Source organism: Oxalobacteraceae bacterium OTU3CINTB1 (genome assembly GCA_024123955.1).
In the GTDB taxonomy this organism is placed as follows: Bacteria; Pseudomonadota; Gammaproteobacteria; order Burkholderiales; family Burkholderiaceae_D; genus Rugamonas.
Map to the genome: position 1 here is coordinate 4,328,540 of CP099652.1, position 25,348 is coordinate 4,353,887.

Here is a 25,348-nt window from a genome sequence, read left to right on the forward strand (position 1 = left end):
GGGTTTATTTACTTCATCGTGTACGTTTGGGGCGCCGTGTCGACCGCGTAGTTATTGGCCGCGTCCCAGTACGTGAAGCTGTAGCGGACCACGTCGCCGATCTTCAGGCCGCTGGCGGTGTAGCTGTTGGCGCCGCCACTTTGCGTCATGCGGACATTCATCTGGCCGCCGCCGTTGACGGTGTAGTGCACGTCGGCCCAGGACGAGGAGTTCCAACCGAACTTCAACATCGTCGCGCTGGTCTGGGTGACGGCTGGCGTGGGCGTAGGCGTTGGCGTTGGAGTTGGCGTCGGGGTTGGAGTTGGTGTCGGCGTTGGTGTCGGCGTTGGTGTCGGCGTCGGGGTCGGGGTCGGGGTCGGCACGCCGGTATCCCAGATGATGTCGTCGATCGCCATCTGGAAGGCGGCAGTCGGCAAGGCCGTGCTGTCGCTGGCGATCTGGAACACGTCCGCCACCGATTGCAGCGCGACCAGCGGACCGGCCAGGTCGGCCACCGGGATGGTGGCGGTGCCCCAATCGCCGTTGCGCACCAGGCCGTAGGTGGTGGCGTTGGCCGGGAACTTGACCGAGTGCTGGTTGGTGTAGGTGTCGCCGATGCCGATCGTGAAGGCGACGTTGGCCGGGATCTTGATCTTCAGCTTGACGGTGCCGTTGCGGAAGTTGCTCAGGTCGCGCACGGCGCGCGATTGCACGCTGCCGCCGAACCATTGGCCAGGCGTGTTGTAACTCCACGACATCGAGTTGCTGCCTTCATACGGCGGCAAGTTGCCGGCCGAGACCGACGCGTTGTTCCATACGAAAATGTCGGACGTGGTGCCGGCCACCAGCTTGTTGTTGACCACAGTGTTGTCGGTGAACACGCCGAACTTGCCCACTTCCGGCACGGTCTGGTTGCCGAGTTTGACCGAGCCCTTGCCGTCCAACTGGTAGACGCGCACATAGTCGACGTACATCGTGCCCGGCAGCGGCGCGGTCACTTGCGCCGGCGCGGCGGCGTCGGTGAAGTTGCCGCCGACAGCCAGGTTGAACAGCAGGTAGAACGGCGCCTGCAGCGCGGTCGAGTTGACCGGCAGCGGGCCGTTGTACATATCGTGTTCGACGCCGTTGTCGACCACCGTGAAGCGCATCTGCGATTCGGTCCAGTAGAAGCGGTAGACGACGAAGCGGTTGGCCAGCGACTGGCCCGGCACGTACCAGCTCTTGGTCTGCCACGCGGTCGAGGCGGCGCAGCTTTCGTTGCCCGGCACGCAGGCGGCCTGCTGCCAGGTGATCACGTTGGAGGCGGTGAAGTTGTCGATGCCCGGCGTCGGCGAGGCGGAGGCCCGGCTGCTGGCCTTGTGCCCCATTTCCATGATGTCGATCTCGCCTTTGCGCGGCCACGCCTGTGGGCTGGTGCCCAGCATCCACGCGGCCGGCCACAGGCCGATGCCGAGCGGCGGCGTGGCGATGCGCGTCTCGATCATGCCGTACTGCACCTGCACCTTGTTGGCCGAATCGATTTTGCCGGAGGTGAAGACGTTGCTGCCGATGGTCTGGTTCTGCGCCTTGATCGCCAGCGCGCGCGTGGCCGACTCGAACGGCACGTTGACGATGGAGAGGTTGTTGGGGCTGTAGTATTCCAGCTCCTGGTTGCCGTAGCCGCACAGGCCGATCTGGCAGCCGTTGCCGTCGTAGGTGTTCCACAGGCTCGTGTTCAGCGTCGGACCATTGAATTCCTCGGACCACAACAGCGCGCCGATGACGGGACTGGTGACGCTGGCCGACACCGGCGCGCCGTACGCCAGCACGATGCTGGTGGCGACGGCGGACAGAACGAATTTCTGTTTATTCACAATGACTCCTCGTATCGATACTTCCTCAAATTCGAACCGGACAATGATCCGGCCCGCTCCATGCCGGCACGGTCGGTGTCGGCGCTTGCGTTGCGGCGAGAGGGAAAGGACGCGGCGCCGTCTTCAAAAAAAGCGGACGCACGGGCGCCTTCGCTACGAGGCGTTTTGCTAGTCACTACAGTCCCCTTGCCGGTCCGGATCGCTGTCCGGACACTATTTCTGAATGGATTTGGAAACGATTCCAATTCCTGCAGAAAATATATTCCGATAAACTTTTTTTGTCAACGCCAAAGCGCAAACGTGCGCCGGATGATGCGCGTCAAACGCGCGGTCCGGACACGCACTTATGCTGGCGACTGAGATCAATTTGATCAGCGCGGAGAGTCCGATGTCCAATTTCTACAAGTATTTCAAAGAGAATATGGAGGCCCTCGGGCTGCCCGGGCCGGACAGCCTGTTTGGCACATTGCAGAGCAGCCTGACCACGCTCACGGTGCTATTGGCGAGCATCGACAAGTTCGGCAAAACGGCCACCATCGCCGATCTCATCGGAGCCGGCACGCGGCTGGAAAAGCTGGGGATGATCGGTACGCTGTCGGCAGCGTTCTACGCCGGCGCGTGCATCGGCAGCCTGGCCGTGGCCACAGGGCGGTCGATGTCGGGCGGCGCCAGTGTGGCCGACGTTTTGCTCTATGCGCGCACGCACCATCTGCACCGTCCGTGGCTGGCGGCGGAACTTTATCGCTCACCGGGGATATACCGGTCCAAGGTGGCGGGCAAGGCGACGCACAAGTACGCGGCCATTCAGAGGTGAGCGACATGAGAGACGATCTGTTACTGATATTGACCGCGCTGGTGTGCGCCGGCTTCGCGTGGGCGTTCTGGCACTATCTGGGCGAGCAAGGGCTGGGTGCGCTGACGGTGATCGCGCTGATCGCGCTGGTGGCCGACAACCACCGCCTGCGCCGCCGCCTGCGCGGCAAACCCTGATCCCTTACTCGATCGTGATGGCCAGGTCGCGGCCTTTTACCGCCGAGTTGCCGGCGTAGTCCTCAGCGGTGATGCGCAACGTGTACTTGCCCGCAGCAAGCGTGCCCACCTTCCACGCGCCCGGCGTCAGCTTGCCGTGCATGAGCGAATTGTTGATCGCGTACGCAAAACGCGTCTCCGCATTGCCGTGCACGGTGATCCCGCTGCCCTCCATGTACGCCAGCTTGACCGCTTCCCGATTGCGCGGAATCCTGTCGTACAACTGCGTGATCAGCGGCTGCTCCATGCCGGGAATAACTTCCCCGTCCGCATTGAGCAGCTGGTAACCAAGTTTGTACAACCCCAGCCGCCGACGCGCCTGCACGCCTTCCATCTGATCGAACGCATCCACGACAATCTGCACCTCGCCCAGGCTTCGCCGCACCAGCAAGCGCCCGCCGGCCGTCTCCTTGAGCGGCTTGCCGCCCGCATCGCTCAATGTGACGCTCTGGATTTTTGGCGCGATGGTGTCCTCCAGATCGATAAACGGCAGGCTCAGCGGATTGAGCGCGTCGCCGTTCGGGATATAGTCGAGATGCACGTGCGCCATGCGGTTGACGCTGCCGAGCGTTTCGCCGACGAGGAACCGCGTGCCGCGCTTGACGCGTACCGCGTCCGGCGCTCCCTTCTCGTCCTTCACCACCTGGAAACGCGGATCGATCACCTTGTCGCGCCCGTCGCGCCCCACGCGCATGTGGATATACTGCAGGCCATTGAACGCGATGCCCTCCGACAGCTCGCCATAGCCCCACGCCGGGCGCGGATCGGTGACCTTGCCTGCCGTGACCGCCAACACCGGCGTGCCGATGGCCGCCTGCACATCCAGCCCGGAGTGGAAATGGTGGCGGCTCTCGCCTTTGAAATCGCCGCGCACCTCGCCCATCAAGCCGACCACCTCGTGCCGCTTGTCCTGCGGCTTGACCGGCCACAGCATGGTGGCGCCGTGCGAGGGCGCGGGCGGCGCCGGCTCGTCCGGCGGCGCCGGCTGGCCCGCCACCGCAACGCCCACATGATGCAAGCGATAGGTGGCCCCGTCCGTCACAAACAACGAGCCGTCCCGGGCCACCGCGATGCCGCGCGGCGCGTACAGGCGCACGCTGCCGTCGGGGCCGTAGCCCGGCTCGGCCATATGATCGACATCGACCAACGTCACCACTTCGCCAGCCGGCGTGATCTGCGCCAGGCGGCCATGCGAATTACTGCCCAGGTAAAGATAGCCGTCGCGCGTCAGCGCGAGCGCGACCGGCGAGCGCAACAGCGACGCGCGCTCGTCGTCCTTCGCCTCGGCGATGGTGGTGACGACGCCGCTCCTGTCGAGTTTGCGGATCGCGTGGTTGCCGGTGTCGGCGATGTAGAGGTCGCCATTGGCGGCGACCGCCAGCCCCGTCGGAAGGTCGAACAAGGCCTGCGCCGCCGGACCGTCGGCCTTGCCGGTGCGGCCGCCACCGGCGATGGTGGTGACGTCGCCATTGCGCGCGATGCGGCGGATGCGGTCGTTGTAGGTATCGGTCACATACACGACGCCATCAGCGTCGACGGCCACGCCGATGGGACCGTTGAACCGCGCGGCCGCGCCCCCGCCATCCTTGTCGCCCGCCAAGCCGTCGCCGGCCAAGGTCGAGACCTTGCCGTCCGGCGTGATCTTGCGGATCGCGTTGTTGCCGGTGTCGGCGACATACAGATTGCCGGCGCCATCGATCGCCAGACCGGAGGGCGTGTTGAACGAGGCCGCCGTGCCGAGTCCCTCCGCATACCCCTCTACCCCGCCGGCGAATGTCGTGCTGACGCCGTCCAGGCCGATCTTGCGGATGCTGTTGTTGTCGCCGCCATCGGCCACGTACAAATTGCCCGCTGCATCGAGTACCACACCGAACGGATCGGCAAAACGGGTGCGGCGTCCGCTGCCGTTGCTCATGCCCGGCAAGCCATCGCCGGCGATGGTTGTGACACGCGCGCTCCACTGCCGCTGCGTGCCCTTGGCGGCCAGCGCAGCCGCCCCGCCCTTGTCCGCAGGCGGCTGCACCAGTGTGTAAGCGACGCCGCCACCGATGGCCGCGCCACCGAGCGCCAGCACGGCCAAAATTAATTTCAATCGATTTGGAGACACGTTACGCAGCCCAAAAAAAAAGCCCGCTACGAGAGCGGGCTAAATCTATTTCCTTGGAGGGAGAATAGAGGAGACAGAAGAATGATGCCTGAGGGTCCGATATATATCCAATTTATCTTCATAATGGTGGATATTCACCAAAGGCATAACATGTATCTTTGCGGCAATACGCCCCGTATTATTTCAAGTCGGCAGCGTAAGGCAACACGCGCGACGCCATGCGCGTATCGGTCTTCAGCAGGCCAACCTCGTCAGACAGAATGTGCACCGCTTCGTTCAGCAGCACGTCCTTGGCCGCCTTGGCCGCCTTTTCCGCTTCCAGCTCGGCCGCCAGGGTACGCTCGGCGCCTTGCAGGCCGTCGTCGCTGCGCAGCGCGCCTTTGACGGCGGCCACTTTCGGCACCGGCGCCGCCTTGCCGCTGGCCGGCTTGGCCGCGATCGCCTTGTTCAGCGCGTCCTTCGGATCGGGCACCAGGATAGGATCGTCCGCGCCAGGGGTGTTGGCCAGCAGACGGGCCTCGCGCAGCTTGGCGCGCGCCTCCTGCTGCTCACGCTCCTTGCGGCGCACGGTTTCGTTCAGCGAAATCGAGTTTTCCTTGCGCTGCTTCTTGACCAGGGCGATGTCCTCGGCCAGGTACTGGAAGTCCTTGTCCTTGGCGACGCGGGCGTCATGCTTTTTGTCCAGCATCGGCACGATTTCCTTCAGCTCGCCGGCCGGAATGTAGACCGCCGGCTTGATCGAGGTCCACGGCAAGGCGTTGTCATAGCTCGACTCGCCGAACGAATCGGCGTCCGACATCGTCGGCAGCTTGATGTCCGGCGTGACGCCGCGCAGCTGCGTGGTGCCGCCGTTGATGCGGAAGAACTGCGCCACGGTGAACTTCAACTCGCCGTACTTGACCTTTTCGCTCTGCGAGAAGCGGTCCAGGCCGAACAGGGTTTGCACCGTGCCCTTGCCGAAGCTCGGCTCGCCGATGATGATGCCGCGGCCGTAATCCTGGATCGCCGCCGCGAAAATCTCCGACGCCGAGGCCGAGCCGCGGTTGATCAGCACGCCCATCGGGCCGTCCCACGCCATGCCGGCATTGGTGTCGCTTTCCACTTCGACCTTGTTGTCGGCGGTGCGCTGCTGCACCACCGGTCCCTTGTCGATGAACAGGCCGGTCAGTTCGACCGCCTCGTTGAGCGAGCCGCCGCCGTTGTTGCGCAGGTCGATGAGCACGTTGTCGACCTTATCTTTCTTCAGCTCGGCCAGCAGGCGGGCGACGTCGCGCGTGGCGCTCTTGAAGTCCTTCTCGTTCTTGCGGCGGGCCTCGAAGTCCTGGTAGAACGTCGGCAGGGAAATCACGCCGACGCGGCGCTTGGCGTTGCCGTCCTTGACCTCGTAGATGGTCTTCTTGGCCGACTGCTCTTCCATGCTGATCTTCTGGCGCACCAGCGAGACGAACGAATGCTTGCCGTCCGGGCCGGCGTCGGCCGGGATGATCTCCAGCTTGACGGTCGAATCCTTGGGACCGCGAATCAGCGCGACGACGTCGTCCAGGCGCCAGCCCATGACCTCGGTCAGCGGGGTTTTCTCGTCCTTGGAGACGGCGACGATCTTGTCGCCGACCTTGATCTTGCCCGACAGGCCGGCCGGGCTGCCCGGCACCACTTCGCGCACGACGGTGTAGTCGTCGCGGCTTTGCAGCACGCAACCGATGCCCTCGAGCGACAGGCGCATGGCGATGTCGAAGTTCTCGGCCGCGCGCGGACCCAGGTAATTGGTGTGCGGCTCGATCGACATCGCGTAGGCGTTCATGAAGATCTGGAACACATCCTCGTTGGTCGGCTTGCGCGACGGGATCAGGTAGTTCTCGTAGCGCTTGTCGAGCGTCTCGCGGATGCTCTTGTCATCCTTGCCGGCCAGCTTCAGGCGCAGCCACTCGTTCTTGACGCGCTTGCGCCACAGGTCCTTGACCTCGGCGTCGCTCTTGGTCCATTCGGCCTTTTCGCGGTCGTACTGGTAGCTCTCGTCGGAGTTGAACTCGAACTTGCCGGTCTTGACCAGCTCGCGTGCATAGGCGATGCGCTCGGTCAGGCGCTGCTGGTACAGGTTGAAGATGGCGAACGGCACGCTCAGGTTCTCGCCGTTGATGGCGTCGTCCAGACGGGTGCGCACGATGGCGTACTGGTCGACGTCGGCCTGCGTGAAGAACAGTTTTTCGGAGTCGAGCGACTTGAAATAACGGTCGAAGATCTTTTCGGACATCGCGTCGTCGAGCGGCACGGCCTTGTAATGCAACTTGCCCAACACCCGCGACGCCCAAACGGCCGCCTGGGTTTGGCCCGCCTGGGGCTTGAGTGGGGTATCTGCCGCTTTTTCCGGCGCGGCTGCGCCGGCCTGGACTGACAGGGCCGACATCATGGCCACCAACAGCATTTGCTTCTTCATCGGCTTTACTCCGGAACGTAATAACTCATTTATCGGTAACGCAATTCGGTAATGCAATTCAGTACAGCGGTTCGGTAATACGGATGCCGAGGTAACACGCCACACGATTTTATTCTACAGGATAGCAGCCGCGCCACCGCCTCGTGACAGCAGAGTTTCCCTGTACAAGCTTAAGAGTAACTGAAAATCGTTTTCTGTCCAGCAATTGGACGGGAATCCGCCACGACAATCCCCGCCCCGCCGTCAAAACATTTTATTTAAGTTACTGTTTTCAAAAAGAAAAACACTAAAGATTCCATCAAAACATATTGCTTTGCAGCAAAATTATGCTATCATGCTGTCTAGTACAGTTAATTACCCGGCCTGCCAGGCAATGATTCGGCAGTGCCCGCACGCCTCCACTGGTGAGGCGCTTTAGTTCGTAGCCGCCTTACCCAGTCGCTCCCAGGAGCGCGCTCGTCTACGAGCATTCCAATAGCAAGACTTTTTCTCTAAAGAGATCCATGAGCACATTTACTATGAATACCCGTAACTGGGGTGTTGGCACCAAGATTACCGTTTTCACTTTCGCGCTGATCAGCGTGATCCTCGCGGTCCTGCTGACCCTGATCAATATGAGCACCTCGTCCATGCTCAAGGAACGCGCCAAGTCCAACGTCGCCAATTCCCTCAACGGCATCAGCAACACAGTCGAGGTGTTCAACAACGCCATGACCAACGAGGCGTCCAGCTTCGCCCGCCTGTTCGCCGCCGGCTTCGGCGCCGGCAAGTTCTCGCTCGATCCGTCCACCAAGGTCGAAATCGCCGGCAAGCCGACCCCGACCCTGGCCCATGACGGCAAGCCGCTCAACATGGACTTCAGCATCCCGGACAAATTCACCAACGAAACCGGCGTCATCGCCACCATCTTTGCCGCCGATGGCGACGAGTTCGTGCGCGTGAGCACCTCGCTGAAGAAGGAAAACGGCGACCGCGCCGTCGGCACCCAGCTCGACCACGCCCACCTGAGCTACGCGCCCCTGCGCGCCGGCAACAGCTACATCGGCCTGGCCACCCTGTTCGGCAAGCAATACATCACCCAGTACGACCCGATCAAAGACGGCAGCGGCAAGGTCATCGGCGTGCTGTTCATCGGCCTCGACATCTCCAAGAACATGACGATGCTCAAGGAGAAAATCAAGGCCATCACCATCGGCGACACCGGCTACATCTACGTGCTGAACGCGGCGCCGGGCAAGGACCAGGGCAAGATGCTGATCCACCGCTCGCGCGAAGGCGAAAACCTGTTCGAGCGCAAGAGCGCCGACGGCCGCCTGTTCATCCAGGAAATGCTCACCGCCAAGCAAGGCAGCATGACGTACGACTGGCCAGACGCCGACGGCAAGGAGCCGCGCGAAAAAATGGTCGAGTTCAAGACCTTCAAGGATTGGAACTGGCTCATCGTCGGCGGCACCTACACCGAGGAAATCACCCGCGAGGCCGAGAGCCTGCGCAACACCTACGCCGCGCTCGGCCTGACCGCGCTGGTCATCTTCGCCGGCGTGCTGTTCCTGCTGGTGCGCGCTGTCGTCTCGCGTCCGCTGGCCCGCGCCGAGGAAGCGGCCACCCGCATCGCCCAGGGCGACCTGGACGTGCACCTGGAAATCGACAACAAGGATGAAATCGGCCTGGTGCTGCGTGCCCTGAACGGCATCAGCAGCAACCTGTCGAACGTGGTCGGCCAAGTGCGCACCGGCGCCGAACAGATCACCACCGCCTCGGCCGAAATTGCCAGCGGCAACCTGGACCTGTCGTCGCGCACCGAAGAACAGGCATCGAGCCTGGAAGAGACCGCCGCGTCGATGGAACAGCTCAGCAGCGCCGTCAAGCAGAACGCCGACAACGCCGCCCAGGCCAACCAGATGGCGCTGGCCGCCTCCGGCATCGCCGCCAAGGGTGGCGAAGTGGTCGCGCAAGTGGTCGACACGATGGGTTCGATCAACCAATCGTCGCGCAAGATCGTCGACATCATCTCGGTCATCGACGGCATCGCCTTCCAGACCAACATCCTGGCGCTGAACGCGGCCGTCGAAGCGGCCCGCGCCGGCGAGCAGGGCCGCGGCTTCGCGGTCGTCGCCTCCGAGGTGCGCAACCTGGCGCAGCGCTCGGCCACCGCCGCCAAGGAAATCAAGGCGCTCATCGACGACTCCGTCAGCAAGGTCGACATCGGCAGCCGCCAGGTCGAACAGGCCGGCACGACGATGCAGGAAGTGGTCGACAGCGTGCGCCGCGTGACCGACATCATGTCCGAGATCAGCAGCGCCAGCGAAGAGCAGCGCGCCGGCATCGGCCAGGTGCATGAAGCGATCGCCCAGATGGACCAGGTCACGCAGCAGAACGCCGCGCTGGTGGAAGAAGCGGCCGCCGCCGCGCATGCGCTGCAGGACCAGGCGCACGAGCTCGAGCAGGTGGTGCGCATCTTCAACCTGGGCAGCCACAAAGCCGCGCCGGCACTCGGCAGCGACAAGCGGGAATACCTCGCGCTCAAGTAAGCTGTTCAAGTAGTTCCGAGCGTCTTTGCGAAAAGCCGCCATCGTGAAAACGGTGGCGGCTTTTTTGTGCGGTCGGCCAACGCGTCCTTACCTACTTGAGTGGAAACAGACCCGGCCGCCCCTTGGATGGTTTGGCGACGTGCTCGAACCTGGCGTTTGCCCGGTCAAAACACTGTCGCGTCAGGTTGGAAAAGTCGCCCTTGTCTCGTGGGTAGTCGGTGAAGAACGCCACCTTTTCATCGGCGGAAACAAAGACCAGCAGCGTGACGCCCTCATGCTTCCCGACTTCGGAAAACTCCTGGCTGTTCCACTTGAAGCCGAGCGTCGCGTGGGTCATTTCGTTGTCCGAATAGGGGCCCAGTATGCAGACTCTTTTCCACGGCTGTGAAAGCGCGCGGTCCAAATCGACGGTGCGCCGGTCGGACTCGTCAAAGTCCTCGAATATCGCCTTGGCGATCGGGTCAAGGCGCGAGCACGCCACGGCTGCCGCCGCCACAAACACAAAAAAACAAAGCCGCCTTACTTTTTTCAACATAAAAATCCTCGCCAAAGGCCTGGGGTCAAGTCTGACATTCGGACACGATCCCAGCCGTCAAACTGCCGCGCCTGTATTCATTGATGGACACGCAGCATACTAGATTGCAGATATAACAATTCCTCACAATCTCACTCTGGGCATTTTTTTCACCTCTATAGTTCAGTTCGTGTCCGGATGTCAGACTTGACCCCGTAGGATGGCAAGCGCAAAAATGACGGCTTGACCTTATGCGACATTTGTCACATTATTGCCATATCCGTCGCAATCAAGCTTCATCATGTCCATCCAATCGATTACCCAGCGCGCTTTGTTGAAAGCTCTAACGCGTCAGATCCGACCCGCCCTCAGCATCCTTGTTGCGCTACCGACGGCAGCGCACGCCCAGGAAGAATCACCATTGCCCGCGACAGCGACGGTAACAGTCACAGCAACGAAAGCACCGGTGATCAAAAAACTCGATAAGACCGTCTACGATGTGGCCAATGTGCCGAGGGCGGCGAACGGCACCGCCCAAGATGTTCTGCAATCGACACCCGAACTATCGGTGTCCGCCGACGGGCAAATCGCGGTCAAAGGCAATCCGCAGGTCACGGTGCTGGTCGACGGCAAGCCGACGGCGATGATGTCCGGATCGGCGGACGAGCGGGCGACGGCGCTGCAGACCATGAACGGCGCCGATATCGCCAGCGTGGAAGTCATCACCAATCCCTCGGCCGCTTACAACGCCAATGGCGGCGCAATCCTGAATATCGTCTTGAAGCGCAACCGCAAGCCCGGCGCCCACGCCCAAATCCAGGGCGGCGCGGCGGACCACGGCCTGTGGAACGTCGGCGCGTCGGGCGACTTGACCAACAAGGATGTCGGCGTGCATGGCAACCTGGCGCTGCGCCACGACGGCACCGACAAAATCCGCGCATCGACGGTGGACTGGAATAATCCCTTGGCCGGCGAACCCCGGCGTACCCGCCAGACGTCGGAGGTCTTCGTTCGCCGCATCGTCCAAAGCGCGGGCCTGGGCATCGACTACACGCTTAACGATACCGACAGCATCAGCCTGTCGACGAAATATAACCAGCGCCGCTCGCGTCCGGTGTATGACGTGCTCAACGAGAACCGCACTGGCGCCGGGGAGAGTATCTATCACCGAATCTCCACCGGCCCCAACGAGCAGTCCGACGGCAGCGCCAGCCTCAACTACAGCCACCAGGACGGCGGCACCGCGCTCAAGGCGGCGTTCCAGCACAGCGAAACGAAGGGCCTGATCGACAAATCCTACCGTGACGTGTTCGTCTCCCCGCTAAGCCCGACCGACCACAGTCGCGGCGCCACCAGGTTGACGCGCCGCCTGAATCAGGCCACCGTCGACTGGAGCCGCCCGTCGGCATACGGCAAACTGGGCATGGGCCTGGATATGCAGGACAAGGTCGACAACATCGACAACTACCAGGCATCCGTCGAGCCCGCGACAGGCGCCGAGACTGCCGATCCCGCCACCACCAACGGCTACGCGGTGAGGACCACTGTGGCCGCAGCCTATCTGACCGACCAGATCACGCATGGAAAATGGGAAGCGCTGCTGGGCGGACGCGCCGAGCGCATGGCGCTGCGCGTGGACCCGGCGGACAGCGGCATGTCGACACAACATCGGCAGGCGTTCAACCCCAGCCTCCACCTGCGCTATGCCATGAGCGACAAAACCGACGTGACCCTCAGCTACCGCCGCAGCCTGCAAATGCCCGATCCGCGCGATCTCAACCCGTTCACGACCTATGTCGATGCGCAAAACCTGAGCCGTGGCAATCCCGGCCTGAAGCCGCAACAGCTGACCTCCTGGGAAATCGGCGCCGATGCGAGCGCGGCCCAACTCACCGGCAGCCTCACCGCTTTCTATCGCAGCAGCAGCGATACGGTGACCGATGCGCGCAGTGTTGCCGACAATGTGATTCTCACGTCGAAGCAGAATGGCGGGCAGGCCAGCTCGGCGGGGGGCACCGGCGCCGTCACCTGGACGCCCGACGCGACGCTGCAATTGGGCATGGACGGCGGCATCTATCGCGTGATGCTGCGCACACCGGACCTCTCCCGCCCGGTGCGCCAGAACGATATCGCCGGCTATCTCAACCTGAGGGTGGCATACAGCTTGGGGCAGGACAATCTGTCCCTCGATGCGCATGGCCAGTCTTCGGGCATCTCCCCGCTCGGCCGGTTCGGCGCGACCAGCAGTGTCAACCTGACCTGGAAGCACGCGATGACCAAGTCGCTCAGCCTGACCGTCAACGCCAACGACATTTTCGATGGCGGCAGGCGCACCTACACGACCGACACGAGCACCTTCCGCCAGACCGCATTCGATCATTTCGTCGCGCGGAGAATCTACGTGGGCCTGGTGAAAAAGATCGAGTGAATGGGGGCACACCGGTTTTAACCTATAATTAGCACATGGGTAACCTCTTCAAACACCGGCGCCGCACCAGTCTGATCGTCTGTATCGCGATCTTGCTGAATCTGTTGACGCCGGCGCTCGGCCAGGCGATGTCGACGCTGCTGCGCGATCCGCTGACGCTGGACATTTGCAGCGCCACGCCGGCCAAGCGCACGCAGGACATGCCGGCCGCCGGCATGAAGCACTGCGTGTTCTGCGCCACCCACGCCACCCCGGCCGCGCCGCCGCCATCCATTCCGGCGCTGGTCGCGCTGCTGGACGGCCACGATGCCTACCCATCCCTCGGTTATCTGTCGCCTTCCCCGCTGGCCGCCTGGTCCGGCGCCAAGCCGCGCGGCCCGCCGTCGCTGTCCTGACCCTCGCTTGACGCGCACGATACGCCCATGTTGGGTGCCGCGCGTGCGCACGCCTTTTCATCATCGACAGGATATCTATGCAACGACGGTATTTCATTTCCACGCTCGCGGCCATGCTGGTGGCGGCGGCGCCAGCCATGGCCGCGCCGGCCTTCAACGGCATCGACGTCACCGGCGCCGCCATCGGGCCGGACTATCAGCTGTTTTACGCCGACGGCAAACCGGCCTCGCTGCGCGACTTCAAGGGCAAATACGTGATGCTGTTCTTCGGCTTCACCCAATGCCCGGACGTGTGCCCGACGGCGCTGTCGCGCGCCGTCGAGATCAAGCGCCTGCTGGGCGCCGACGGCAACAAGCTGCAAATCGTCTTCGCCACCGTCGACCCGGAACGCGACACCGGCCCGCTGCTGGCCGAATACATGCGCGCCTTTGATCCGACCTTCGTCGGTGTACGCGGCAATCTTGCGCAGACCGCCAAGGCCGCCGCCGACTTCAAAATCTTCTATCGCAAGGTGCCCAGCGGCAGCTCGTACACGATGGATCACACCGCCATCACCTACGTGTTCGACGCCGAAGGCAAGATCCGGCTCGCGTTCAAACATGACCAAGCCGCCCAGCAATGCGCAGACGACCTGCGCAAACTGATGGCGCCCGCACGACCAACCAGCTTCCTGAAAGGACTATTTCAATGAAAAAATTGCTCTCCCTGCTGCTGCTCGCCGCCCTCCCCGCCCTGGCCCAGGTGACCGTCGGCGAACCGTGGGTGCGCGCCACCGTCGCCGCGCAAAAAGCCACCGGCGCCTTCATGACCCTGACCTCGACGCAAGGCGACAAACTGGTCGGCGTCAGTTCGCCGGCCGCCGGCGTGGTCGAAGTGCATGAGATGAAAATGGTGGACGACGTCATGCGCATGCGCCAGATCACGGCGCTGGACCTGCCGGCCGGCAAACCGGTCAAGCTCAGCCCCGGCGGCTACCACCTGATGCTGCTGGAACTGAAGCAGCCGCTGAAGGAAGGCGCCACCGTGCCGCTGACCTTGGAGATTGAAAACGCGCAGAAGGTGCGCAGCAAGATCGTGGTGGACGCGCCGGTCAAGCCGCTCAATACGGCAGCCATGCAGCACTAGTCAGCCCCGTGACGCCGGCGACCCACCAGCCGGCGCCAACGATCGGCAAGTACGGCCACGAACGCAGCGAGATTTTCCAGTCGACGGGGGAAGGCCAGAAGGCCAGGAACTGCGGCGCCACGGCGAACGCCAGCGCCACGTCGATCCACTGGAAGTGCAGGCCGTAACGGGTGCGCCACCATGCCACCAGGAACGGCAGCACCACCACCACAAACGGCGCCAATGCCGACGGCGCCGCGTTGTACCAGCGCACGCGCGTGAGACGCACCGAACCCAATTCCCAGCCCCGCCCAACGCGGCGCGGTATCACCGTGAAGGCGGCCGGACGTGCGCCGGTCAACTTGGCGGCGACGAAATGCGCCAGCTCGTGGCAGACGGTGCCGGCCAGTGTGAAAAGGAAAAAGAAAGGATGCCGCGCCGACAAGGCGCGGATCACCAGCGCCAGCAACAAGGACGGCATCAGGTAGATCAAAAGATCGCGATGGTGGCACAGCCAGGCCGGCGCGAGTACGTGACATTCAAACAGGCTGCTCATACGGCATCGTCGCACGGTGGCTATCCCACGTCAATTCCGATCCTGCCAGAGGTCGGCCAGGCTTTCGCCCCCACCACTTACGGTCAAACGCGGCATGTCGATGACGCAGGATCGCCCGGCTGTTCCGCATTTTCCACATACGTCATCATACAACTAAAATCAACATAGGAAAACGTTTAACTATTTGATTTAGTTGAACTTAGTGATCGTGGGCACAGATCGGTATAACCGCGATACGAATTTGAGATATGTGGTTGTATGATGTCTGATATCTGCGCTATCATCTGCGCACACAACATCAGCAAGGAGATCGCATGACGACGCAGCAAGCACCAGCAACGCGGGTACGTTGGCTCATTCTGGCCATACTGTTCGCAGTCACCACCATCAATTACGCCGACCGCGCCACCATCGCCATCGCCGGTCCCGAGCTGAAAAAGCTGCTGGGACTGTCTCCTGTGCAGATGGGCTATGTGTTCTCGGCGTTCGCCTGGTCCTACGTGCTGGCGCAATTGCCGGGCGGCTGGCTGCTCGACCGCTTCGGCACCAAGATCACCTATTTCTTCAGCATCTTCATGTGGTCGCTGTTCACCCTGCTGATGGGCACGGTCGGCTTCCTGACCGGCGCCGCCGCGCTGACCGCGCTGTTCTGTCTGCGGTTGGCCGTCGGCGCCTCCGAGGCGCCCTCCTTCCCCGGCAACAGCCGGCTGGCCTCGTCCTGGTTCCCGACCGCCGAGCGCGGCACGGCCGCCGCCATCTTCAACTCGGCGCAATACTTCGCCACGGTGCTGTTCGGACCGCTGATGGGCTGGCTGGTGCACACATACGGCTGGGAAAGCGTGTTCTACGTCATGGGCGGCCTGGGCATCCTGATGTCGTTCATCTGGCTCAAGATGGTGTATGGCCCGAAAGATCACCCGCGCATCAACGCGGCCGAGCTGGCCTACATCAAGGAGGGCGGCGCGCTGATCGACCTGGAAAGCAAGGACAAAGCCGTCGCCACGACCAAGCTCGACACCGGCTCGGCGATCCGCCAGTTGCTGGGCAACCGCATGCTGCTGGGCGTCTACATCGGCCAGTACTGCATCAACACCTTGACCTATTTCTTCCTGACCTGGTTCCCGGTCTACCTGGTGACCGAGCGTCACATGACGATTTTGAAGGCCGGCTTTGTCGCCGCGCTGCCGGCGGTGGCCGGTTTCCTCGGCGGCGTGCTGGGCGGCGTGATCTCGGACCGCCTGATCAAGCGCGGCTTCTCGCTGTCGGTGGCGCGCAAGACGCCGATCGTCTGCGGCCTGCTGTTGGCGATGTCCATGATCATCTGCAACTACGTTGAAACCGACTGGCTGGTCATCACCGTGATGTCGCTGGCGTTCTTCGGCAAAGGGATCGGCGCGCTGGGTTGGGCCGTGGTGGCGGACACCTCGCCGAAGGAAGCGGGCGGCCTGAGCGGCGCCCTGTTCAACACCTTCGGCAACACGGCGGGCATCACCACGCCGATCGTCATCGGTTACATTTTGCAGGAGACCGGCTCGTTCGCCGGCGCGCTGGTGTTCGTCGGCGCCAACGCCGCCGTCGCCATCCTCTGCTACGTGCTGATGGTGGGCGAGATCAAGCGTTTCGAGTTCAAAACGCCGGTGCTCACCAAGCTGCCGGCCGCGGCCTAACACCAGATCCGGGGTCAGGTCCACCAATTCTACACAGGCTGAAGCTTCGATGCCGACCCCGTCGGGGACTATGTTCCGGACGGATCAGCTCGTGTAGAAATGGTGGACCTGACCCCGGAGTTGCTTTAAAGATACTTGACCCAGGCCATCGTGGTGCGGCGCTTGAATTGGCCGAACACTTTGCACGGCCAGTACATCAGCGGTATCAACGCCGCCGACATCAGCGACACCGCCCAATAATTGTCGAACTCATAGCGCCCGCCGTAGTTGGCGCCGAGCAGCGCCAGCGCCGCCTCCTGCAGGAACAGCAGCGTGAACAGGTGCAGTAGATAGTAGAACATCGGCACACCGCCAAATACGGCGGCCACGCGCAAGAAGCCGTTGTCGCGCCCTTCCAGCCACGCCAGCACCAGGCACCCGCCGCCCACCGTGATCAGCAGGAACGCCAGCGACGGCGGATACTTGGTCACGTTCAGGAACGACATCACCGTGCGCAGCGCCGTCTCGCCATGCACCCAGTCCAGCGTTTCGCCGTAGATGTTCAAGCCGCGCAGCACCAGCAGCAACGCCATCGATACGCATCCGGCGATCAGCAGCGTCTTGCGGCGATGCGCCGGCTGCGTTGACCTGGCGTACCACGGGCCGGCCGCGTAGCCCAGCAAAATCACGCCGATCCACGGCAGCAGCGGATAGCTGACCTTGATTTTCATCGCGCCTTCCGCCACCAGGAAGCCGCGGTCGTGCAAAATCGTCCAGGGGACGAAGCCCCAGCTACCCGGCTCGAACGAGATCGGCGTGAGCAGGTTATGTCCGAACACGATGGTCAACCCCAGCGCCACCAGCACCTTGCGCGGCAGCCGATGCAGCAGCGCCAGCGCGATCATCGACAAGCCGATCGCCCAGATCACCTGCAGGTAAATGGTTGCTGGCGGAAACCGCCCGCTCCAGGAGACATTGATGACCAGGATTTCCAGCAGCACCAGAAACAGCCCGCGCTTGAGCAGGAAGCCGGTGGCCGAACGCGCTCCGCTCGCCGGATGCGCATACAGCCATGCCGACAAACCAGTCAGGAACACAAAGATCGGGGCGCAGAAGTGCGCCGCGAACCGGCCAAAAAATTGCGCCGGTTCGATCGTTGCGATGTCCATCGGATCGGGCACCGGCCAGCGAAGGAAGAAACGCTCGCGCACATGATCGAGCATCATCACCATCATCACCAGCCCGCGCATCACGTCGATCGACGCCACGCGCGCGCCGAGCGCCGGCGCTCTCCTGTCATTTACAGTCGCATTCACACTCATGTCTCGCTGAACTCAAGCCTAACAATGGACTTGCATTATACATGCCAACGCAATTGACTTGCGTTAAAGCATATTGGAGCGATTCGGTGCGGGGGCGGGCGCGGGGCTGGTGGCGGCCTATTCCGAGTAGAAGCAACGGCCGCAGGCCTGGCGATAGCTTTCGTTGCCGCCGATGCTGATTTGTTCGCCCTCTTTCATGCGCTTGCCGTCTTGGTCGACGCGGATGTTCATGGTCGCCTTCTTGCCGCAGGTGCAGATGTTCTTGAGTTCCTCGATATCGTCGGCCAGCGCCAGCAGATAGGCCGAGCCCGGGAACGGCTCGCCACGGAAGTCCGTGCGCAGGCCGTAGGTGATGACGGGGATGCCGCGCACCTGCGCCAATTGATGCAGCTGCTGCACCTGGGCCGTCGTCAGGAATTGCGCCTCGTCGATCAGCAGGCAGGCGATCTTCTGCTCGATCCTGGCCAGGAAATCGGTGTCGACATCGAACACCTCGGTCTGGCGCTGCGGTCCCAGCCGCGACGTCACCTGCCCCACGCCATAGCGGTTGTCGATGGCGGCCGTGAACAGGCGCACCTGCTGGCCCTGCTCTTCATAGTTATGCGCCACTTGCAGCATCGCCGTGGACTTGCCCGCGTTCATCGCAGAGTATCGAAAATAAAGTTTTGCCACTACGCCTGCCTTCAAATATGTGCCGTCTCAAGAGCGGAATTATAAACCGTGGAAATACCCGGTTGGGCAGCGCTATCGCCTAAGAGACGCACCCATCGACGGAAAAAAGCGCATACTTGCCTGAAAAGCAGCAAGGAGACCTTATGCGCACCCCCGCACTGTTTACCCTGATTGGCAACACGCCACTGATCGAGATTACCCGTCTTGACACCGGCCCCTGCCAACTGTTCCTCAAACTGGAATCGCAAAACCCCGGCGGCTCGATCAAGGACCGCATCGGCATGTCGATGATCGAGGCGGCGGAGGCCGACGGCCGCCTCAAACCCGGCGGCACCATCATCGAAGCGACCGCCGGCAACACCGGCCTCGGTCTGGCGCTGGTCGGCCGGCTCAAGGGCTACCGCGTGCTGCTGGTCGTGCCGGACAAAATGTCGACGGAAAAAGTGCTGCACCTGAAGGCGCTGGGCGCCGAGGTGCGCACCACCCGCTCCGACGTCGGCAAGGGCCATCCGGAGTACTACCAGGACTTCGCCGCGCGGCTGGCCGCCGAAACCCCGGGCGCCTGGTTCGCCGACCAGTTCAACAACCCGGCCAATCCGCTGGCGCACGAAACCACCACCGGGCCGGAAATATGGGAGCAGACCGGCCATGACGTCGACGCCATCGTCGTCGGCGTCGGCTCCTCCGGCACGTTGACGGGGTTGACGCGCTATTTCCGCCGCGTCGCCCCGCAGCTGGAATTCGTGCTGGCCGACCCGCAAGGCTCGATCCTGACCGAATACATCGAAACCGGCCGAGTGTCCGACACCAGCGGCTCGTGGGCGGTCGAAGGCATCGGCGAGGACTTCATCCCCGCCATCGCCGACATGACCGGCGTGCGCAAGGCCTACACCATCACCGACCAGCAAAGCTTCGACAGCGCCCGCACCTTGCTGCGCGAGGAAGGCATACCGGGCGGCTCGTCGACCGGCACCCTGCTGGCGGCCGCCCTCAAATACTGCCGCGAGCAGCCCACGCCAAAAAGAGTGGTCAGCTTCGTCTGCGACACCGGCACGCGCTACCTGTCCAAGGTCTACAACGACGGCTGGATGCAGGACCAGGGACTGCTGCGCCGCCCGCAGGAACGCGACCTGCGCGACCTGATCGGACGCCGCTACGACGCCGGCCAGGTGGTCAGCGTCTCGGCGGAAGACTCGCTGCTGATCGCCTTCAACCGCATGCGCGCCGCCGACCTGGCGCAGCTGCCGGTGATTTCCGCCGGGCGGCTGGTCGGCATCATCGACGAATCGGACCTGCTGCTGACGGTCGACACGCAACCGGAGCGCTTCGCCAACCCGGTCGGCGCGACGATGACGCGCCGCCTTGAAACGCTGCATCCATCGGCCGACCTGCATGCATTGCGCGCGGTGCTCGATCGCGGCTTGACGGCGGTGGTGGCCGACGGCGACATCTTCTACGGCCTGATCACCCGCTTCGACCTGCTCAACCATCTCCGAAGGACGCTATCTTGAACAAAAAAGCCGCCCAAGCCCTGTCGACGCGCGTGATCCACGCCGGCCAGTCGCCCGATCCGTCGACCGGCGCCATCATGCCGCCGATTTACGCCACCTCCACCTACGTGCAGGAAAGCCCCGGCGTGCACAAAGGCCTGGACTACGGCCGTTCGCACAATCCCACACGCTGGGCGCTCGAGCGCTGCGTCGCCGACCTGGAAAGCGGCGCCCAGGCGTTCGCCTTCGCCTCCGGCCTGGCGGCGATATCGACGGTGCTGGAGCTGGCCGACGCCGGCTCGCACATCATCGCCGGCGACGACATGTACGGCGGCACCTACCGCCTGTTCGAACGGGTGCGCCGCCGCAGCGCCGGCCACGATTTCACCTACGTCGACCTGACCAACCCGGACAACCTGCTGGCCGCGATCAAGCCGGAAACCAGAATGGTCTGGGTCGAGACGCCGACCAATCCGATGCTCAAACTGGCCGACCTCAAAGCCATCGCCGCCATCTGCCGCGAGCGCGGCATCATCGCCGTGGCCGACAACACCTTCGCCAGCCCGCTGGTGCAACGCCCGCTGGAACATGGTTTCGACATCGTCGTGCATTCGGCCACCAAGTATTTGAACGGCCATTCGGACGTCATCGGCGGCATCGCCATCGTCGGCGCCGAGGCGCACCAGCAGGCGTGGCGCGAACAGTTGGGATTCCTGCAAAACTCGGTCGGCGCCATCGCCGGGCCTTTCGACAGCTTCCTGACCTTGCGCGGCGTGAAAACGCTGGCGATCCGCATGGAACGCCACTGCCGCAGCGCGCTGGAGCTGGCGCGCTGGCTGGAGCAGCAGCCGGAAATCCGCCGCGTCTACTACCCCGGCCTGGAATCGCACCCGCAGCACGCGCTGGCCAAGCGCCAGATGGAAGGCTTCGGCGGCATCATCTCGATCGATCTGAACACGGATATGGCCGGCGCCCGCCGCTTCCTCGAGCATTGCGAAGTGTTCGCGCTGGCCGAAAGCCTGGGCGGCGTCGAGAGCCTGATCGAGCATCCTGCCCTGATGACCCATGCCACCATCCCGCCGGCGCAGCGCGCGGTGTTGGGAATTGGCGACGGCCTGATACGGCTGTCGGTCGGAATCGAAGATATAGAGGATTTAAGGGCCGATATTCGCGGTTCGCTCGACGCGATTTAGGTGCTAGTATCCGCAACGTGAACAACCCTGCCTGAAATCAGATCGCAACCATGTTGGAATTCGTCTTCATCCTCATCGGCGTCGTCGTCATCGCCTGTGTCTATTCGATAGGCGTCGCCAGCGCCAGGCCTATCCCGGGGAGCGGCTTTTACAAAGTCTCCAGGGATGGCCGCGTGATGGTCGCCGGCGGCGCCAAGGTCAACGTGCTGCGCCCGGTGATCTATCCGGAGGGCCTGAAGGTCAAACTGCGCGGCGGCAGCCGCGTGGGCGAGTTCTGGGTCCATGAACTGGTGGCCGAAGCCTACCTGCCCAACCCCGGGCGGCTGACGGGCGTGCGCCACAAGGACGGCAACGTCCGCAACAACACCATCGCCAACCTGGAATGGTTCCAGCAGGAGCAGGCCCTCGCCAACTAGCCGCCTGCCCGTCTAGTTGGCCCCGAAATCGATCACCGCGCCATCCAGCGGATACTCGCGCGTCCGGACTTCCCACTTGCCCTCGCCCACCCGCATGCGGAAGCGGTCGATCAGATAGGGCAAGCCTTCGCCATCGAGGATATCCGTGCCGGTGGTGACCTGGAAGTGCAAATGCGGGACCCGCGCGTCGCCCGAATTGCCGACACGCGCGATCAACTGCCCTTTGCGGACCCTGTAACCCGCCTTGACCAGCACGCTGCCCGGCTGCAGATGCATATATTGCGCGTACTGTCCATTTCCCAAATCGATGGTGATGAAATTGCCGGCCAGGTTATCCATCGTCAGCGGCACGGCCGGCGTGAAACCGTCCTTGGTGCGCGGGATATTATCCGGCATGTCGTTTCTGGCGCCGACCACCCACCCGCCGGCCACGGCGATGACGTCGCGACCATATGCATGGTAGGCGCGAACGTCACGCGCGTCGCCGCTGTAGATCTCACCGTCCCGGTAGATTTTCCAGTCAATTGCGTAGCGCCGCGCGTTCTGCGCCAGCCCGCCCGCGACAAACACACCCTTGCGGTGATGCGAATGAAGGCTCGGACCATTATCGGCCGTCCAATCCGATCCGGCCAGCGGACGGCCCAGCACCTGCAGCCTGGCCGAACGGGTTGCGATCACCGGACCGTCGGCGAAGGCGCCATCGAGCAGCACGCGGTGGCGCAGCTTTGCCGGCGCCGCCGTCTTGTCGAACGCAAGGCACAGCGAAACGATCGCGCCCTGGCCGGCGCCCAGCCGCGTGGCGCCACCCTGCGCCTCGCCACCGACCATCCGCAGGCGTTCCTTCACCTGCGGCTCTTTCAGCACGGCGACGACCCGCATCTTGTCGTCGTCGGCGTTCAGAATTTCGACGCCACGCACTGTCATGGCTTCGTCGGAGAAGTTGCTCAGATAAAGTTCGTAGAGCAGGTAGTTTCGTCCGGCTGCTGGAAACAGCGTCGGCGCCGCCGGCGTGCGCACCTCGAGCTGCGTCGGCGGGAATGGCAACGCGCGCGCCTCGGCTGTCGCACCACCCGCGCCGTTGGCGATCACGTCACATCCTTGTGGCGCGGGAAAATCCGCAGCCGTCTGCGCCCGGGCCGACATGGCCACCAAGGCGCTCAAAACAAGCGCATGCATCGCGCGCGTTGACATTAACATTTTCGCCTTAATGAACAAAAAATAAGATTCTAAGTCATTACCCTAAGACAAGCATTATTAATATCGCTGCCAGAATGCAAACAAACCGACTGTCACTATTTTGTCATCACCTTGTCACGGTCACGTCATAAAGGCTGGCTATCATGCGCTTGCCATTTTAACCATGTCACTACAGGACAACCCACCCAATGAACAAGCCAAACGATCTGGTCCGCACTTCCCTCAATGCGGATGATATCGAGAGCCACGCCTCGCCGAGCGAACACTTCAACACGATTCTGGCCGCGCGCATGAGCCGCCGCAACATGCTGCGCGGCGGCGCCGTCACGGCCGCCACGGCGATCATGGGATCGATGGGCTTGAGCGCCTGCGGCGGCAGCGACAATGTCGGACCGGCCGCCCCGCCTACCCCTGCGCCACCGCCGGTAGCGACTGAAAAACTGCTGGCCTTCGCCGCCGTGCCGAAAAGCCTGGCCGACCAAGTCTCGGTCCCTGCCGGCTACACCGCCACCGCGATCTACGCGCTGGGCGACCCGCTGCGCGCCGCCACCCCGGCCTACAAGAACGACGGCACCGACACCGACTTCGACAACCGCGCCGGCGACCACCACGACGGCATGGAATACTTCGGCCTGTCCGCAACCGGTACGCCGCTGGCATCCGGTGCAGAACGCGGCATACTGGCGATGAACCATGAAGCGACCACCGACGAAAAACTGGCGTCCCACTTCCTGCACGTGAACGGCGGCACCACCTCGCTGCCGCGCCCCGCCGCGGAAGTGGACAAGGAAGTGGCCGTCCACGGCCTGAGCGTCGTCGAAGTGAAGAAGACCGGCACCACCTGGGCCACCGTCAACGACTCGGCGTTCAACCGCCGCGTCACCCCGCTCACCGACATCGAAATCTCCGGCCCTGTGCGCGGCAACGCGCTGGTGGTGACGAAGTATTCGCCGACCGGCACCAAGATGCGCGGCACCTTGAACAACTGCGGCACCGGCAAATCCCCATGGGGCACCTACCTGAGCGGCGAAGAAAACTGGGCGGGCTACTTCGCCCGTAGCGCCACCGACGATGCCGCCCGCGGCGACAAATCGGTCGTCGCGCTGAAGCGTTATGGCCGCAACCAGGGCTCCACCTCGCGCCACGGCTGGGAAACCGCCGGCACCGACGACAAGTACGCGCGCTGGGACATCAGCAAAAAAGGCGTGTCGGCCGACGGCAGCGACGACTACCGCAATGAACTGAACGGCATGGGCTACATCGTCGAGATGGACGCCTACGACAAGACCAAGGTCATTCGCAAGCGCACGGCCCTGGGCCGCTACGCGCACGAAAGCGCCGCCTTCAGCGTGCCGGCCGTCGGCCAGCAGCTGGCCGTCTACATGGGCGACGACTCGCGCAACGAATACATCTACAAGTTCGTCTCCAACGCCACCTGGCTGGCGGCTGACGCCAACCCGACCGACCGCATGGCGACCGGCGACAAATACCTCGACTCCGGCAAACTGTATGTCGCCAAGCTGGCCGCCGACGGCACCGGCCAGTGGATCGAGCTGTCGATGTCGAACGCGCAGATCCAGGCTTACACCGCCTACAAGTTCGCCGACCTGGCAGACATCATGGTCAACACGCGCCTGGCGGCTGACGCAGTCGGCGCCACCAGGATGGACCGCCCGGAATGGTGCTCGGTCAACCCGGCCAACGGCGAGATCTATTACACGCTGACGAACAACTCGAACCGCACCGTCAATCCGACCGGTTCGTCGCAGCTGGCTCCGGACAGCGCCAATCCGCGCGCCTACACCGACATGAAGGGCACCACCGCGCAAAACGGCAATCCGAACGGCCATATCATCCGCTTCAAGGAAGGCACCGGCGCGGCCGCGGCCACCAGCTTCACGTGGGACGTGTACCTGTTCGGCGCCGAGAGCGGCGCTGACAGCAGCAAGATCAACCTGTCGAGCCTCACCGCCGACCAGGACTTCTCCAGCCCTGACGGCCTGGCGTTCAGCCCATACACCGGCATCTGCTGGATCCAGACCGACGATGGCGCCTACACCGATGTCACCAACTGCATGATGCTGGCGGCGATACCGGGCAAGGTCGGCGACGGCGCCAAGTCCACGCTGAACTACACCACCACCGCCGGCGGCACCCTGGCCGTCGACACCTTCATCGGCAAGAAGCCGACCGCCGACACGCTCAAGCGTTTCCTGGTCGGCCCTGCGGGTTCGGAAATCACCGGCATCACCGAAACGCCGGACGGCAAGACGATGTTCATCAACATCCAGCATCCGGGCGAGACCACTTCGCTGGCCAACATCAACGACCCGACCAAGTACACCAGCCAGTGGCCGTCGAACGCCGGTTACGGCGCCGGCAAGCGTCCACGCTCGGCCACCATCGTCATCACCAAAAACGATGGCGGCCGTATCGGCAGCTGATGCTAAGCTGAAGTGAATTGAAAAAGGCCCGGTCGTG

General features: G+C 63.2%; 20 protein-coding genes. 12 read left to right on the forward strand and 8 right to left on the reverse strand.

Features of this window, described 5'->3' with window-relative positions; translation table 11 throughout:
• Positions 1–8: 8 nt before the first annotated feature.
• Positions 9–1,832, reverse strand: a complete 1,824-nt coding sequence (locus tag NHH73_18690; protein ID USX24637.1) for a glycoside hydrolase family 16 protein — start codon at positions 1,830–1,832, stop codon at positions 9–11.
• A 388-nt stretch (positions 1,833–2,220) separates the two neighbouring features.
• Here NHH73_18690 and NHH73_18695 point away from each other — a divergent pair, with 388 nt between their 5' ends.
• Positions 2,221–2,646, forward strand: coding sequence for a hypothetical protein (locus NHH73_18695; protein ID USX24638.1), 426 nt, complete (start codon positions 2,221–2,223; stop codon positions 2,644–2,646).
• A gap of 5 nt (positions 2,647–2,651) precedes the next feature.
• Complete coding sequence (locus NHH73_18700; protein ID USX24639.1) at positions 2,652–2,822, forward strand: hypothetical protein; 171 nt, start codon at positions 2,652–2,654, stop codon at positions 2,820–2,822.
• A gap of 4 nt (positions 2,823–2,826) precedes the next feature.
• Here the strand turns inward: NHH73_18700 and NHH73_18705 are convergent, their stop codons facing one another.
• Positions 2,827–4,953 carry a gluconolaconase gene (locus NHH73_18705; protein ID USX24640.1) on the reverse strand — a complete coding sequence of 709 codons (2,127 nt, stop codon included), beginning with the start codon at positions 4,951–4,953 and terminating at the stop codon, positions 2,827–2,829.
• Between the two features lie 193 nt (positions 4,954–5,146).
• Positions 5,147–7,402 (reverse strand): carboxy terminal-processing peptidase, encoded by a 2,256-nt coding sequence (locus NHH73_18710; GenBank protein ID USX24641.1) that lies wholly within the window; start codon positions 7,400–7,402, stop codon positions 5,147–5,149.
• Between the two features lie 503 nt (positions 7,403–7,905).
• Here NHH73_18710 and NHH73_18715 point away from each other — a divergent pair.
• On the forward strand, positions 7,906–9,933 hold the full coding sequence (locus tag NHH73_18715; protein USX24642.1) for a Cache 3/Cache 2 fusion domain-containing protein: 2,028 nt from the start codon (positions 7,906–7,908) through the stop codon (positions 9,931–9,933).
• 91 nt (positions 9,934–10,024) lie between these two features.
• Here NHH73_18715 and NHH73_18720 read toward each other — a convergent pair whose 3' ends face one another.
• Entirely contained in the window at positions 10,025–10,468 is a 444-nt protein-coding gene (locus NHH73_18720) for a hypothetical protein (protein ID USX24643.1), read from the reverse strand.
• Between the two features lie 445 nt (positions 10,469–10,913).
• Here NHH73_18720 and NHH73_18725 point away from each other — a divergent pair, with 445 nt between their 5' ends.
• The 4 genes from NHH73_18725 to NHH73_18740 all read left to right on the forward strand — a co-directional run bounded on the left by NHH73_18725 (position 10,914) and on the right by NHH73_18740 (position 14,396).
• Positions 10,914–12,875, forward strand: coding sequence for a TonB-dependent receptor (locus NHH73_18725; GenBank protein USX24644.1), 1,962 nt, complete (start codon positions 10,914–10,916; stop codon positions 12,873–12,875).
• A 35-nt stretch (positions 12,876–12,910) separates the two neighbouring features.
• Positions 12,911–13,270: a DUF2946 family protein gene (locus NHH73_18730; protein USX24645.1), complete on the forward strand. Its 360-nt coding sequence runs from the start codon at positions 12,911–12,913 to the stop codon at positions 13,268–13,270.
• A 77-nt stretch (positions 13,271–13,347) separates the two neighbouring features.
• A complete protein-coding gene (locus NHH73_18735) occupies positions 13,348–13,962 on the forward strand; it encodes an SCO family protein (protein ID USX24646.1) in 615 nt (204 codons plus the stop codon).
• A complete protein-coding gene (locus NHH73_18740; protein ID USX24647.1) occupies positions 13,959–14,396 on the forward strand; it encodes a copper chaperone PCu(A)C in 438 nt (145 codons plus the stop codon). The genes NHH73_18735 and NHH73_18740 overlap by 4 nt, the downstream gene beginning before the upstream one ends.
• Here NHH73_18740 and NHH73_18745 read toward each other — a convergent pair.
• On the reverse strand, positions 14,371–14,931 hold the full coding sequence (locus NHH73_18745) for a hypothetical protein (GenBank protein USX24648.1): 561 nt from the start codon (positions 14,929–14,931) through the stop codon (positions 14,371–14,373). The two genes, NHH73_18740 and NHH73_18745, sit on opposite strands and share 26 nt — an antisense overlap.
• A gap of 314 nt (positions 14,932–15,245) precedes the next feature.
• On the opposite strand from NHH73_18745, the gene NHH73_18750 reads away from it, so the two are divergent.
• Positions 15,246–16,598: an MFS transporter gene (locus NHH73_18750; GenBank protein ID USX24649.1), complete on the forward strand. Its 1,353-nt coding sequence runs from the start codon at positions 15,246–15,248 to the stop codon at positions 16,596–16,598.
• Between the two features lie 125 nt (positions 16,599–16,723).
• Here the strand turns inward: NHH73_18750 and NHH73_18755 are convergent, their stop codons facing one another.
• Complete coding sequence (locus tag NHH73_18755) at positions 16,724–17,899, reverse strand: heparan-alpha-glucosaminide N-acetyltransferase domain-containing protein (GenBank protein USX24650.1); 1,176 nt, start codon at positions 17,897–17,899, stop codon at positions 16,724–16,726.
• 117 nt (positions 17,900–18,016) lie between these two features.
• Positions 18,017–18,541 carry a thymidine kinase gene (locus NHH73_18760; GenBank protein ID USX24651.1) on the reverse strand — a complete coding sequence of 175 codons (525 nt, stop codon included), beginning with the start codon at positions 18,539–18,541 and terminating at the stop codon, positions 18,017–18,019.
• Between the two features lie 173 nt (positions 18,542–18,714).
• On the opposite strand from NHH73_18760, the gene NHH73_18765 reads away from it, so the two are divergent.
• The 3 genes from NHH73_18765 to NHH73_18775 are packed head-to-tail and all read left to right on the forward strand — an operon-like array spanning position 18,715 to position 21,670.
• Complete coding sequence (locus NHH73_18765) at positions 18,715–20,082, forward strand: pyridoxal-phosphate dependent enzyme (GenBank protein USX24652.1); 1,368 nt, start codon at positions 18,715–18,717, stop codon at positions 20,080–20,082.
• Positions 20,079–21,254: a PLP-dependent aspartate aminotransferase family protein gene (locus NHH73_18770; GenBank protein USX24653.1), complete on the forward strand. Its 1,176-nt coding sequence runs from the start codon at positions 20,079–20,081 to the stop codon at positions 21,252–21,254. The genes NHH73_18765 and NHH73_18770 overlap by 4 nt, the downstream gene beginning before the upstream one ends.
• A gap of 50 nt (positions 21,255–21,304) precedes the next feature.
• A complete protein-coding gene (locus NHH73_18775) occupies positions 21,305–21,670 on the forward strand; it encodes an HNH endonuclease (protein ID USX24654.1) in 366 nt (121 codons plus the stop codon).
• Between the two features lie 12 nt (positions 21,671–21,682).
• On the opposite strand, the gene NHH73_18780 is transcribed toward NHH73_18775, so the two are convergent.
• Positions 21,683–22,759, reverse strand: coding sequence for a M23 family metallopeptidase (locus NHH73_18780; GenBank protein ID USX24655.1), 1,077 nt, complete (start codon positions 22,757–22,759; stop codon positions 21,683–21,685).
• Positions 22,760–23,055: 296 nt separating this feature from the next.
• Here NHH73_18780 and NHH73_18785 point away from each other — a divergent pair, with 296 nt between their 5' ends.
• The gene (locus NHH73_18785) at positions 23,056–25,311 is read left to right on the forward strand and encodes a PhoX family phosphatase (protein USX24656.1); all 2,256 of its coding nucleotides are present in this window, start codon (positions 23,056–23,058) and stop codon (positions 25,309–25,311) included.
• Positions 25,312–25,348: the final 37 nt, after the last annotated feature.